The following is a 12,967-nucleotide window of genomic DNA, read 5'->3' as shown; positions in this document are numbered from 1 at the left end:
GCAATAAAAAAAGCGCCTTCAGGCGCTTTTTTTATTGGTTGGCACTGACGATATAAAATCATGAGGGCTTTGGCGTCTGCGATGCTAGATCGCGCCTCACAAAATTACCTTGCTGTATGGAATTTTCGGTTCAGGTCAGTAAGACAATCATCACTGCATGACAAATCACCACTACGGTCGTAAGTGCCATTCTTACCGTGGTGTAAGCTATAACAATCTTTTGAGGGAGGGTTAGCGTAAATTTATCGTAGAAAAGTATCGCGATATAAGATACCGATAACACCCCCAGCACCTTGACATCACCACTGAAGACCAGGCAAAGCCAGCCAATAATAGTAGGAAGCATGGCGACATAAAGCTGATGATTGGTTCGGTTATGCTGAAGTGCATCCAACCAGTGAACCCCGCCAAAAAACGACAGCAATACTGCCGAATACTGGGTAAAATACCTGGCCCCTTCACTCAAGGATAGGCTATCGGTTATCACCAAAAGTGGCATGGCGATAAATGGGATCAGGCCAGCAATACCCAAAAAAACTGCAGAGTAGGGCATGAAGTTCTCCTTAAAAAAATAGCGCCGACAGGCGCTATTTTGTTACGTAATTACTGATACGATGATTTATCTAATCGGATTATATTTACGCTTGCTGTGGCCAGTGTATAGCTGACGAGGACGACCAATTTTTTGTTTTGGATCGCTCATCATTTCATGCCAGTGTGAAATCCAGCCTACAGTTCGAGACAGGGCGAAGATACACGTAAACATATTGGTTGGGATACCAATGGCTTTTAATACGATACCAGAGTAGAAATCTACGTTCGGGAACAGTTTCTTCTCAGCAAAGTACGGGTCTTCCAGCGCGATGCGCTCCAGTTCCATTGCCACGTCCAGCAGTGGATCCTGAACATTCAGCTCTTTCAGAACTTCATGGCAGCTTTCACGCATTACGGTTGCGCGCGGGTCATAGTTTTTATAAACACGGTGACCAAAGCCCATCAGTCGGAACGGGTCGTTCTTATCTTTTGCACGCTCAATGAACTCGGGAATGCGATCTACGCTGCCGATTTCTTCCAGCATGTTCAGACAAGCTTCATTCGCACCACCATGTGCAGGGCCCCATAATGAGGCAACACCAGCGGCAATACACGCATAAGGGTTTGCACCAGAAGAGCCTGCAAGACGAACCGTTGAGGTAGAAGCGTTTTGCTCATGATCGGCGTGAAGCGTAAAGATACGGTCCATCGCCCGTTCTACAGCCGGACTGATTTGATATTCTTCAGCAGGGACTGAGAACATCATATTCAGGAAGTTGGCAGCGTAGCTCAGATCGTTGCGTGGATACACAAACGGCTGACCAATATTGTACTTGTAGCACATTGCGACCAGCGTTGGCATCTTAGCAATCAGACGGTGTGCACTGCGTACGCGCTCGTCTGCATTAGAAACATCCAAATCACTGTGATAAAACGAAGACATCGCGCCAACAGTGCCGCAAAGCATTGCCATTGGGTGAGCGTCATTTCTGAAACCATGGAAAAACATGTTGATTTGTTCATGCACCATGGTGTGACGGGTAATCGTCGACTTAAACTCTTCGTACTCTTCTTTTGAAGGTGCGTCACCGTGCAATAGCATGTGGCACACTTCCAGGTAGTCCGCGTCTCTGGCCAGTTCCTCAATCGGGAAACCGCGGTGTAAAAGTACACCATTAGCGCCATCGATATAGGTGATTGCTGATTCGCAAGATCCTGTCGCCATAAATCCTGGGTCATAGGTGAAGTAACCGTTAGCGCCTAATGGACGCACGTCAATTACGTCTTGACCTTCTGTTGGGGACAAAATAGGAAGTTCAATTTCCTTGTCGCCCGCTTTAAGAATGGCTTTCTGATCTGCCATAAAATGCTCTCCTCAGAATGGTTCTGTTTGCAGCGAAATCAGGGAAAATTCCCCGACTCGTTGGGAAAAGTGGCGTATTTGTACTTTATTATGCACTAACAAGTCAATTTAAATGCATATATGGATGATAAATATTCCAGATTGTTAACGGTGATACTCACCACAATTCAACCTGTGTAATGTGCCACAAATCTAAAAATTATTCATGCGATTGAGCTTGTTCACGGGGTGGTTAGCCGGTGAATTATCTCACTTTTTGTTAAGTCGCACTTAATTTAATCAAAAACTGGGTGGTGTTTGGCCACTCACATTAAATGAGCGTAATTTATCAATCTTTTCGATAGTTATGTACGTAAGGGACTGATAAACTAATGCGCCGTTTTATACTGCAGCGTTATCAACTTTCGATCAATTTTAGCGCGTTATTTGGACGCTGGCCTACTTATGTCTATAGTCTAAGACTAAAGTCCTAATAAGGCACAAAAAATTGTAATTATACTATGTGCTGGATATACTCAGCGCTACTTGAAATCCGGAATATTTATTCTGTAAATCAGGTAATAATTAATTCACAAATTGTTAACAACTCAGTGGATGAGGCAATTAACAGGTAATAAACGAATCGACTCACACAGGACATAAAAATAGTGAGTGGTTCATTATCCCTACGGATCAAACAGGCATACATTGTGAAAAAGCAAAGACCAGTAAATTTAGAACTCAATACTATTAAATTTCCTCCTTCTGCTATTTCGTCAATTCTTCATCGGATTACTGGTGTAGCAATGTTTTTTGCATTGCTATTTGTTATCTGGGCTTGGGCGGTTTCTTTGTCATCAGCAGATGGCTTTGCAAGCGTGCAATCTATGATGGACGGTATCATTGGAAAATTGGTCGCAATCGGCACAGCGTCAGCGCTGACCTATCACATGTTGGGCGGCATTCGCCATGGCATCATGGATATGGGTTATTGGGAAGAGCTTGAGTCAGGTAATTTAAGCGCGAAAATCGTTATCGGGCTGTGGATTGTACTGACAATCGTATTGGGAGTTGCATTATGGTAACGAATCAGGCAAGCATCAAGCGTAACGGCGTACAAGACTACGTTTCATTACGTGCAACCGCAGTTATTATCACTGCATTTTCGCTATTCATGGCGTGGTTCTTTATCACCACTGACAACATTACGTTTGCAGTGTGGCAAGATCTGTTTTCTGGTATCGCGATGAAAGTGTTCACGCTGGCAGCACTGGTTGCCATCATGATTCACGTTCGTATTGGCCTTTGGCAGGTGTTAACGGATTACGTTAAATCGGCTGCTGTTCGTGGCGTTGTGCAATATGTGCTGAATCTCATCGCATTTGCCTACGTTGCAGTTGGCCTGTTTGTATTGTGGGGAGTGTAATATGAGTTTACCCGTTCACGAGTTTGATGCCGTCGTTATCGGCGCCGGCGGTGCAGGTATGCGTGCTGCACTTCAGATTTCACAATCTGGCAAATCCTGCGCATTACTATCAAAAGTGTTTCCTACCCGTTCTCACACCGTATCTGCCCAGGGCGGAATCACGGTAGCATTGGGTAATTCCCATGAAGATAACTGGGAATGGCACATGTACGATACCGTTAAGGGATCCGATTATATTGGCGACCAGGACGCTATTGAATATATGTGTAAAACCGGCCCTGAAGCCATCATTGAGATGGAAAATATGGGACTGCCGTTCTCACGTTTTGAAAATGGTAAGGTTTATCAGCGTCCTTTCGGTGGCCAGTCTAAGAACTTCGGTGGCGAACAGGCGGCACGTACTGCTGCTGCAGCCGACCGTACCGGTCACGCGCTGCTTCACCTGCTTTATCAGCAAAATGTTAAAAACAAAACAAAAGTGTTCAGCGAATGGTATGCACTGGATCTGGTGAAAAACCAGGACGGTGACGTCGTTGGCTGTACCGCTATCGACATCGAAACCGGCGAAGTGGTTTACTTCAAATCTCGCGCAGTTGTTTTGGCAACTGGTGGCGCCGGACGCATTTATGCGTCAACTACCAACGCCCACATCAACACCGGTGACGGTGTAGGAATGGCACTACGTGCCGGGGTTTCCGTACAGGATATGGAAATGTGGCAGTTCCACCCAACCGGTATCGCCGGCGCAGGTACATTGGTTACCGAAGGGTGTCGCGGTGAAGGTGGTTATCTGTTAAATAAAGATGGCGAACGCTTTATGGAGCGTTATGCGCCGAATGCGAAAGATCTTGCCGGACGTGACGTTGTTGCACGTTCCATGATGACAGAGATTCGTGAAGGCCGTGGTTGTGATGGCCCATGGGGTACGCATATTAAACTTAAGCTGGATCATCTGGGTAAAGAAGTGCTTGAGTCGCGTCTGCCAGGTATTCTTGAGCTTTCTCGTACCTTTGCACACGTCGACCCGGTTAAAGAGCCCATTCCGGTTATCCCAACCTGTCACTATATGATGGGGGGGATTCCCACGAACGTCCATGGTCAGTGTCTGAAAATTGATGAGAATGGCAAAGACCAGGTAGTAAACGGTCTGTTCGCCTGTGGTGAAATTGCCTGCGTATCTGTTCACGGCGCTAACCGCCTGGGTGGTAACTCATTGCTTGACCTTGTGGTATTCGGTCGCGCTACTGGCCTTCACCTGGGTGAAACACTCGCCGAAATGGCACCGTCCCGTGACGCTTCTGAATCCGATCTTGACGCGGCCATGTCACGCTTCAATCGCTGGGAAAATTCAGAAAAAGGCAAGGGCGAAGACCCGGTTCAAATTAAAAAAGACATGCAGGAATGTATGCAGCTTAACTTCTCTGTATTCCGTGAAGGTGATGCCATGGCTGAAGGCCTTGAGCAACTTCGCGAAATCCGTGAGCGTCTTAAGCATGCGCGCCTGGATGATAAGAGTTCAGATTTCAACACGCAGCGTATTGAGTGTCTGGAACTGGATAACCTGATGGAAACCGCGTACAGCACGGCAGTTGCAGCAAACTTCAGAACGGAAAGTCGTGGCGCTCACAGCCGCTTCGATTACCCGGACCGTGATGATGAGAATTGGCTATGCCACTCAGTTTATCGTCCGGAGTCTGAGTCTATGGTCAAACGTGAAGTCAATATGGCGCCGAAGTTGCGGGAAGCATTCCCACCCAAAGCGCGTTCATATTAAGAGAGGCAACGATCATGAAATTAGAATTCTCAATTTATCGTTACAACCCTGAGGTTGATGACGCGCCGTACATGCAAGATTACACGCTGGAAGTGGAAGAAGGTCGCGATATGATGGTTCTTGATGCGCTGCTGGCGTTGAAAGAACAGGATCCTACCTTATCACTTCGCCGCTCTTGCCGCGAAGGTGTGTGTGGCTCCGACGGTGTTAATATGAACGGCAAAAACGGCCTGGCTTGTATTACGCCACTATCCAGTTTAGGCAAGGGCAAAGTGGTTGTTCGCCCGTTACCTGGATTGCCCGTTGTGCGCGACCTCGTCGTCGACATGACCCAGTTCTATACGCAGTATGAGAAGGTTAAACCATTCCTGATTAACGACTCGCAGGTGCCGCCTGCGCGTGAGCACCTGCAGTCGCCTGAAGAGCGTGCTAAGCTTGATGGTTTATATGAATGCATTCTGTGTGCATGTTGTTCAACATCGTGTCCGTCGTTCTGGTGGAATCCGGACAAGTTTATTGGGCCCGCAGGTCTTCTTCACGCCTATCGCTTCCTTATTGACAGCCGCGATACCGCGACCGAAGAACGTCTGAACGACCTGGATGATGCTTTCAGCGTATTCCGCTGCCACGGGATAATGAACTGCGTTAGCGTATGTCCTAAGGGACTTAACCCGACGAAAGCTATCGGCCAAATCAAGTCGATGCTTTTACAACGGGCTGTTTAGTACTATATTTCTGTCAACTTACGGGTTACAGATAGCAATGCTCTAAATGGCCATCCGTTCGGGGTGGCTATTTTTTTGTATATATCGGGATTAAGGTTGGTTAACGCGTATTTAGCCTTCATAATATGCCGGTATCATTTGTTTTTTACGAAACGTAGCAAGGCACAATAATGCAAGAAAGCGTGATGAAAGCGTGGTGGGACTCGTCACACATGGCTGGTGCGAACGCGGCCTATGTCGAAGAGTTGTACGAAGCGTACCTTGACGACCCTCAGAGCGTCTCTGAAAATTGGCGCCAGGTCTTCGATAGCCTTCCTAAAGTCGAAGGTGTGGAGCTGGAGAATAATCACACCTCGATTAAAGATCAGTTCCGTAAACTAGCTTCTTTAGGTCCGACTGCCCGTATGGCCCCAACACAGGTCTCGGCGGGTAATGTTTCCGACCAGAAGCAGGTTAAAGTTCTTCAGTTGATTAATGCGTACCGCTTCCGCGGCCATCAGCATGCCAATCTGGACCCACTCGGCCTTTGGAAACAGGCCAGAGTGCGCGATCTCGAATTGTCGCATCATTCGCTTTCAGAAGAAGATTTCGACTCAACGTTTAATGTCGGTTCTTACGCCATTGGTAAAGAGTCAATGACGTTAGGTGACCTGTTCAAGTCGTTGAACAGAACGTATTGTGGTTCTATCGGTGCTGAGTACATGCACATCACCGATACCGAACAGAAACGTTGGTTGCAGCAAAAAATTGAATCCGTACAGGCGAAGCCGGAAATCAGCAAAGATGAAAAGCTGAGTATTCTGAAAGGGCTGACTGCGGCTGACGGGATGGAAAAATATCTGGGGTCAAAGTTCCCGGGTGCAAAACGTTTCTCACTGGAAGGTGGCGATGCGTTGATCCCCATGCTCAAAGGCTTAATCAGTAAAGCCGGTGCTGGCGGAACGAAAGAGTGCGTTATTGGTATGGCTCACCGTGGCCGCCTGAATGTACTGGTTAATGTTCTTGGTAAGAATCCATCTGTTTTATTTGATGAGTTCTCCGGCAAACATGACGACTCTCTGGGCGCAGGTGATGTAAAATATCACGCCGGATTCTCATCAGATTTCGCGACACCGGGCGGCAATGTGCATCTGGCGCTGGCGTTTAACCCCTCTCACCTGGAAATCGTAAATCCTGTGGTGATGGGCTCAGTACGAGCGCGTTTGGTGCGCCGCAACAATGACACCAGTAAGGTGCTTCCGGTTACTATTCATGGTGACTCAGCAATTGCGGGTCAGGGTGTGGTTCAGGAAACCTTTAATATGTCGGAAACCCGCGGCTTCGCTGTGGGAGGTACGGTTCGCATTGTGGTAAATAACCAAGTTGGCTTTACCACGTCGAAAATCGAAGATACGCGTTCTACGCAGTACTGCACCGACATTGCAAAAATGGTTCAGGCACCCATATTCCACGTCAATTCAGACGATCCGGAAGCGGTAGCGTTTGTCACCCAACTGGCGCTTGAATATCGCAACAAGTTCAAAAAAGACGTAGTGATTGACCTGGTTTGTTACCGACGTCATGGTCACAACGAAGCGGATGAGCCAAATGCGACTCAGCCTCTGATGTATCAAAAAGTTAAAAAGCATCCGGTACCGCGGATTATTTATGCCGACCAACTGATTGCAGAAGGCGTTATCGAACAGCGTGATGCTGACCGTTATCTCGAAGAATATCGCGCGGCGTTAGATCATGGCGCGTGTGTGGTTGAGGAATGGCGTCCGATGACCGAGCACTCGGTAGACTGGACACCATACCTGGGGCATGACTGGGATACCCCTTATGACGGTTCGATCAGTGTCGAAAAGCTTAAAGAGCTTGGCGAAGCCATCACATCTTACCCGGAAGATCACAAACTACACTCCCGAGTGAACAAACTTTATCAGGACCGTAAGGCAATGATAGCCGGCGAGAAAAAGCTGGACTGGGGAATGGCAGAAACGCTGGCGTACGCCAACATCGTTGATATCGGTACGGATATTCGTATTACCGGACAGGACTCGGGGCGTGGTACTTTCTTCCACCGTCATGCCGTTCTTCACAATCAAAAAGATGCCTCCACTTACATGCCGTTGCAGCACGTTCGCGAAGGGCAAGGCGATATAGAAATTTATGACTCTGTATTGTCAGAAGAAGCAGTGATGGCATTTGAGTATGGCTACGCAACTGCGGAGCCTGGCTGCCTGACAATATGGGAAGCGCAGTTTGGTGATTTTGCCAACGGTGCACAGGTTGTGTTTGACCAGTTTCTGAGCTCGGGCGAAGCAAAGTGGGGCCGTTTATGCGGACTGACTGTACTTCTTCCGCATGGGTATGAAGGCCAGGGACCAGAGCACAGCTCTGCAAGACTTGAGCGTTTCCTGCAAATGTGTGCTGACCACAACTGGCAGGTATGTGTACCTTCTACACCAGCACAGGTATTCAACATGCTGCGTCGTCAGGCTATTCGTCCGATGCGTAAACCGTTGATTGTGATGTCACCTAAGTCGTTGCTGCGTCATCCAATGGCAACATCGTCACTGGAAGAGTTGGCGGAAGGTCAGTTCAAAAACGTCATCGGGGAAATCGATGAGATTAATCCTGAAAACGTGAAACGGGTTGTCATGTGCTCCGGTAAGGTCTATTACGATCTTCTGGATCAGCGCCGCAAAAACGAGCAAACGGATGTAGCAATCATTCGCCTCGAGCAGCTGTATCCTTTCCCGCAGGAAGAATGCGCGAAAATTGTGGCAGAATACAGCCACGTAAAAGATTGGGTTTGGTGCCAGGAAGAGCCTCAGAACCAGGGCGCCTGGTATTGCAGCCAGCACCACTTCTGGCAGGCAATTCCGGAAGGTGCCAAGCTAACATATGCAGGTCGTGAAGCGTCAGCGTCACCTGCAGTCGGTTATGTTTCCGTTCACAACCAGCAACAGAAAACCCTGGTTGAAAACGCACTCACTATTAAATAAGGAACAATGATGACAATTGAGATAAAAGTTCCGGTCCTACCTGAGTCAGTTGCCGATGCCACCATTGCAACCTGGCACGTCAAGGCCGGTGACACAGTAAAACGCGATCAGAACCTGGTTGACATTGAAACAGACAAGGTCGTTCTGGAAGTTGTGGCTCCAGCAGATGGCGTTATGGCTGAAATCCTTGATGAAGAGGGTGCGACGGTTCTGGGCGAGCAAGTCATTGCGAAACTGGAAAAAGGTGAGGGCGGTGCTGCCAAATCTGACAGCGGCGACAAGTCTGGTGCTGACAAAGCTGATAAAGCAGAAAAAACCGACTCAAAAGAGAAAACTGAAGCCTCTTCAGATAAGGACGAGGCTGCTTCTGGCGAAGAAACTGAAGTAAAAGTTCCAGTATTGCCTGAGTCAGTTGCGGATGCGACCATCGCCACGTGGCACGTGAGTGTGGGTGAGTCGGTGAGCCGTGACCAGAACCTGGTTGATATTGAAACTGATAAAGTGGTACTGGAAGTGGTAGCGCCTGCTGATGGCTCTCTTAGCGAGATCCTGGCAGAAGAAGGTGCAACAGTTACCGCTGAAGAAGTGATTGCGAAATTTGTTGCAGGCAGTGGGTCTTCCAAATCTGCTCCGGCGAAGTCCGAAGAGTCTGAAGACGACGACGGTGGCAGTGATGCGTTAAGCCCTTCTGTTCGTCGTTTGTTGGCGGAAAAAGGCGTTGATGCATCCAAGGTAAAAGGTACCGGTAAAAACGGCCGCATTACCAAAGAAGATGTTGAGCAGTACCTGAAAGGCGGCAACAGCGAACAGAAATCATCGTCATCTTCGACTTCCACGCCGTCTGACGCATCTGATCTGCCTTCAGGTAACCGCACAGAGAAGCGTGTTCCTATGACACGTCTTCGCAAAACCATAGCGAATCGTCTGCTGGAAGCGAAAAACTCTACCGCCATGCTGACAACGTTCAACGAAGTGAACATGAAACCTATCATGGATCTTCGTAAGCAGTATCAGGATGGTTTTGAGAAGCGTCACGGCATCCGTCTTGGCTTTATGTCTTTTTACGTGAAAGCCGTGACTGAAGCGCTTAAACGCTTCCCGGAAGTGAATGCCTCAATTGATGGAGATGACATTTGCTACCACAACTATTTTGATATCTCTATCGCGGTATCTACGCCTCGTGGTCTGGTTACGCCTGTATTGAAAGATACAGACACGCTGGGCATGGCTGATGTCGAGAAGGGAATTAAAGAACTTGCAATCAAGGGCCGCGACGGTAAGTTGTCGATGGCAGATTTGCAGGGCGGAAATTTCACAATTACCAATGGGGGTGTATTTGGCTCACTGATGTCGACGCCAATCATCAACCCGCCGCAAAGTGCAATTCTGGGAATGCATAAGATCCAGGATCGTCCTATGGCGGTGAACGGTAAGGTTGAAATTCTGCCAATGATGTACCTGGCACTGTCTTATGACCACCGTATCGTCGATGGTAAAGAGTCAGTGGGTTTCCTGGTAACAGTTAAAGAGATGTTGGAAGATCCAACACGTCTGCTTTTGGACGTGTAAGACTTTCGTCTCAGGGAATTGTGTGCAGAGGAGCGTACCGTATACACTGGGCGCTCGCTCTGGCGCAACGCTGGCGTTGACCCTACAGTGCCAGTCAAGTTAATCAAGTCGCGAAAGCGACTTTTGTCTTACTAAAAATCGGATAGAAACACCATGAATTTGCATGAATACCAAGGTAAGCAGCTATTCAAAGAATACGGCTTACCTGTTTCTGAAGGATACGCAGCAGACACTCCTCAAGGCGCAGTAGAAGCGGCTGACCGCATTGGCGGCGACGAGTGGGTTGTAAAATGTCAGGTCCACGCGGGTGGCCGTGGTAAAGCCGGTGGCGTTAAGCTTGTTAAGAACAAGAGCGACATCCGTGAGTTTGCCGAAAAATGGCTGGGCAAAAATCTGGTGACCTTCCAAACTGACGAAAACGGTCAGCCAGTCAGCAAGATCCTTGTTGAGTCGTGCACAGACATCGACAATGAACTGTATTTAGGTGCGGTTGTAGACCGTACTACTCGTCGTGTTGTTTTCATGGCGTCGACTGAAGGCGGCGTTGAAATTGAAACTGTGGCGGAAGAAACGCCAGAGAAAATTCTGAAAGCAGAGATTGACCCAATCGTTGGTCCACAGCCTTATCAGGCACGTGAGATGGCGTTCAAACTGGGTCTGTCGGGCGTTCAAATCAAACAGTTCGTACAAATCTTCCTGGGTCTGGCGAAAATGTTTGAAGAGCTGGACGTTGCGCTTATCGAAATTAACCCGCTGGTAATAAAGACCGATGGCAACCTGCACTGTCTTGATGCAAAAGTGGGCATCGACAGCAACGCGCTGTATCGTCAGCCTAAAGTAAAAGACATGCACGATCCTTCTCAGGAAGACTCTCGTGAAGCGCATGCCGCACAGTGGGAACTGAACTATGTAGCACTAGACGGTAACGTTGGCTGTATGGTTAACGGTGCAGGTCTGGCCATGGGTACCATGGACATCGTAAACCTGCACGGCGGAAAGCCTGCCAACTTCCTGGATGTTGGTGGCGGCGCGACCAAAGAGCGTGTTGCTGAAGCATTTAAAATCATTTTGTCTGACGATGCGGTAAAAGCCGTACTGGTTAACATCTTCGGTGGTATCGTACGTTGTGACATGATTGCTGAAGGTATCATTGGCGCCGTGAAAGAAGTAGGCGTGAATGTACCGGTAGTGGTTCGTCTTGAAGGTACCAATGCGGAACTGGGTCGTGACGTTCTGGCCAACTCTGGCCTTGATATCATTGCTGCTGAATCGCTTACCGATGCAGCACAGAAAGTTGTTGCCGCTGCGGAGGGCAAATAATGTCAGTATTAATCAATAAAGACACCAAAGTTATCTGCCAGGGTTTCACTGGTGGTCAGGGAACATTCCACTCTGAACAGGCAATTGCTTACGGTACGCAGATGGTTGGCGGTGTCACGCCAGGTAAAGGCGGCACTGAGCACTTAGGTCTGCCAGTTTTCAATACCGTTCGTGAAGCGGTTGAAGCAACGGGTGCGACAGCGTCTGTGATTTACGTTCCTGCTCCGTTCTGCAAAGACTCTATCGTTGAAGCAGTAGACGCGGGTATCGAGCTGGTTGTCTGTATCACTGAAGGTATTCCTACGCTGGATATGCTGTATGTGAAAGAGTACGTTGATGCGAAAGGCGCACGTATGATCGGTCCTAACTGTCCGGGTGTTATCACGCCAGGAGAGACTAAGATTGGTATTATGCCTGGTCACATCCACAAGCCAGGCAAAGTGGGTATTGTATCTCGCTCTGGTACGCTGACATATGAAGCGGTTAAGCAAACCACTGACGAAGGCTTCGGTCAGTCTACGTGTGTAGGTATCGGCGGCGACCCAATCCCGGGTTCAAACTTCATTGATATCCTGAAACTGTTCCAGGATGATCCGCAAACTGAAGCGATCGTGATGATCGGTGAAATTGGCGGTACAGCGGAAGAAGAGGCGGCGGCGTTCATTAAAGAAAACGTCACCAAGCCTGTGGTTTCTTACATCGCAGGTGTAACTGCGCCTCCGGGTAAGCGTATGGGTCATGCCGGTGCAATCATCGCAGGCGGTAAAGGTACAGCAGATGAGAAATTTGCTGCACTGGAAGCGGCTGGCGTGAAGACGGTACGCTCACTGGCTGATATCGGCAAAGCGCTTCGCGAAGCGACTGGCTGGTAAACCAAAAAATGATCCGGGATGTCTCCCGGAGTAAGTCAGAAAGCCGGGTTTCCCCCGGCTTTTTTGTGTCTGTATTCCCACCAGAATCACCCACCGAATTGCGTCGGCTTGCAGAACGTAACCTGCCATTAAAGTGTTAACCCGGCTTGCCACAATGCTGATGGCATCACTAATAAATAAAATTCTTGTGAAAGCGCCCACTTCTTTTTCTGCTGCGTTCTATAATCAGTACTCACATCGAGTCTCAGATAAAAAATAACGGGTTACTGATAAGTAGCGCGGTTGTTAGTTATCAGGCTGTGCTTATCACGGATTGTAAATGTCATAAGTGCCTGATGTGACAGGAACATGTGTGAAAGGCGGCTAAATCATTGAGAACGCCTTTAAAAACAGCACGATAACTATGTTTTACTGG

General features: G+C 48.4%; 10 protein-coding genes. 8 read left to right on the top strand and 2 right to left on the bottom strand.

The window, feature by feature from the left end; genetic code table 11:
- Positions 1-130: 130 nt before the first annotated feature.
- Both ACLBLI_RS10590 and ACLBLI_RS10585 read right to left on the bottom strand, forming a co-directional pair.
- On the bottom strand, positions 131-553 hold the full coding sequence (locus ACLBLI_RS10590) for a DUF3429 domain-containing protein (protein WP_414827586.1): 423 nt from the start codon (positions 551-553) through the stop codon (positions 131-133).
- A 66-nt stretch (positions 554-619) separates the two neighbouring features.
- On the bottom strand, positions 620-1,897 hold the full coding sequence (locus ACLBLI_RS10585; RefSeq protein WP_414827585.1) for a citrate synthase: 1,278 nt from the start codon (positions 1,895-1,897) through the stop codon (positions 620-622).
- A 689-nt stretch (positions 1,898-2,586) separates the two neighbouring features.
- On the opposite strand from ACLBLI_RS10585, the gene sdhC reads away from it, so the two are divergent.
- The 8 genes from sdhC to sucD all read left to right on the top strand — a co-directional run bounded on the left by sdhC (position 2,587) and on the right by sucD (position 12,552).
- Positions 2,587-2,961: a succinate dehydrogenase, cytochrome b556 subunit gene (gene sdhC, locus ACLBLI_RS10580; RefSeq protein WP_414827584.1), complete on the top strand. Its 375-nt coding sequence runs from the start codon at positions 2,587-2,589 to the stop codon at positions 2,959-2,961.
- The gene (gene sdhD, locus ACLBLI_RS10575; RefSeq protein ID WP_414827583.1) at positions 2,955-3,302 is read left to right on the top strand and encodes a succinate dehydrogenase, hydrophobic membrane anchor protein; all 348 of its coding nucleotides are present in this window, start codon (positions 2,955-2,957) and stop codon (positions 3,300-3,302) included. Before sdhC ends, sdhD begins: the two co-directional genes overlap by 7 nt.
- Before the next feature lies 1 nt (position 3,303).
- Positions 3,304-5,076, top strand: coding sequence for a succinate dehydrogenase flavoprotein subunit (gene sdhA / locus ACLBLI_RS10570; protein ID WP_414827582.1), 1,773 nt, complete (start codon positions 3,304-3,306; stop codon positions 5,074-5,076).
- A 14-nt stretch (positions 5,077-5,090) separates the two neighbouring features.
- A complete protein-coding gene (locus tag ACLBLI_RS10565) occupies positions 5,091-5,801 on the top strand; it encodes a succinate dehydrogenase iron-sulfur subunit (RefSeq protein WP_218310688.1) in 711 nt (236 codons plus the stop codon).
- A 170-nt stretch (positions 5,802-5,971) separates the two neighbouring features.
- A complete protein-coding gene (gene sucA, locus ACLBLI_RS10560) occupies positions 5,972-8,791 on the top strand; it encodes a 2-oxoglutarate dehydrogenase E1 component (RefSeq protein ID WP_414827581.1) in 2,820 nt (939 codons plus the stop codon).
- A gap of 9 nt (positions 8,792-8,800) precedes the next feature.
- On the top strand, positions 8,801-10,360 hold the full coding sequence (gene odhB / locus ACLBLI_RS10555; protein ID WP_414830950.1) for a 2-oxoglutarate dehydrogenase complex dihydrolipoyllysine-residue succinyltransferase: 1,560 nt from the start codon (positions 8,801-8,803) through the stop codon (positions 10,358-10,360).
- A 153-nt stretch (positions 10,361-10,513) separates the two neighbouring features.
- Positions 10,514-11,680: an ADP-forming succinate--CoA ligase subunit beta gene (gene sucC, locus ACLBLI_RS10550; protein WP_218310690.1), complete on the top strand. Its 1,167-nt coding sequence runs from the start codon at positions 10,514-10,516 to the stop codon at positions 11,678-11,680.
- Positions 11,680-12,552 (top strand): succinate--CoA ligase subunit alpha, encoded by an 873-nt coding sequence (sucD, locus tag ACLBLI_RS10545; RefSeq protein ID WP_218310691.1) that lies wholly within the window; start codon positions 11,680-11,682, stop codon positions 12,550-12,552. Before sucC ends, sucD begins: the two co-directional genes overlap by 1 nt.
- Positions 12,553-12,967 lie beyond the last annotated feature (415 nt).

The sequence above is a fragment of the Alteromonas sp. H39 genome (assembly GCF_047556435.1).
GTDB lineage: Bacteria > Pseudomonadota > Gammaproteobacteria > Enterobacterales > Alteromonadaceae > Alteromonas.
Note: the sequence above shows the minus strand (reverse complement) of the source record. Positions and strands in the feature narration are given on the sequence as shown.

Coding starts and splice junctions, on each gene's coding strand:
- ACLBLI_RS10590 (WP_414827586.1), bottom strand. CDS start 553: ATGCCCTACTCTGCAGTTTTTTTGGGTATTGCTGGCCTGATCCCATTT.
- ACLBLI_RS10585 (WP_414827585.1), bottom strand. CDS start 1,897: ATGGCAGATCAGAAAGCCATTCTTAAAGCGGGCGACAAGGAAATTGAA.
- sdhD (WP_414827583.1), top strand. CDS start 2,955: ATGGTAACGAATCAGGCAAGCATCAAGCGTAACGGCGTACAAGACTAC.
- sdhA (WP_414827582.1), top strand. CDS start 3,304: ATGAGTTTACCCGTTCACGAGTTTGATGCCGTCGTTATCGGCGCCGGC.
- ACLBLI_RS10565 (WP_218310688.1), top strand. CDS start 5,091: ATGAAATTAGAATTCTCAATTTATCGTTACAACCCTGAGGTTGATGAC.
- sucA (WP_414827581.1), top strand. CDS start 5,972: ATGCAAGAAAGCGTGATGAAAGCGTGGTGGGACTCGTCACACATGGCT.
- odhB (WP_414830950.1), top strand. CDS start 8,801: ATGACAATTGAGATAAAAGTTCCGGTCCTACCTGAGTCAGTTGCCGAT.
- sucC (WP_218310690.1), top strand. CDS start 10,514: ATGAATTTGCATGAATACCAAGGTAAGCAGCTATTCAAAGAATACGGC.
- sucD (WP_218310691.1), top strand. CDS start 11,680: ATGTCAGTATTAATCAATAAAGACACCAAAGTTATCTGCCAGGGTTTC.